At 53.6% G+C, this 250-nt stretch carries 1 protein-coding gene; it reads left to right on the forward strand.

Annotated elements, in window-relative coordinates:
• Positions 1 to 58: 58 nt before the first annotated feature.
• The coding region (locus tag J4G36_RS18375; RefSeq protein WP_210471850.1) for a hypothetical protein at positions 59 to 250 on the forward strand (192 nt) is incomplete at its 3' end.

Consider the following 250-nt stretch of genomic DNA (forward strand, 5'->3'; position numbering starts at 1 on the left):
AGGACTTCAAAGCCGATTGCGCGGAATTCACGGACCAGGGAGAGGACTTCCCACCCAATTGCGCGGAATTCGAAAATGGAGAGGACTTCAACCTAGATTGCGAGGACTTCACGAACCAGGGAGAGGACTTCAAAGCCGATTGCGCGGAATTCACGGACCAGGGAGAGGACTTCCCACCCAATTGCGCGGAATTCGAAAATGGAGAGGACTTCAACCTAGATTGCGAGGACTTCACGAACCAGGGAGAGGA

The organism is Sporosarcina sp. 6E9, from assembly GCF_017921835.1.
Classification (GTDB): Bacteria; Bacillota; Bacilli; order Bacillales_A; family Planococcaceae; genus Sporosarcina.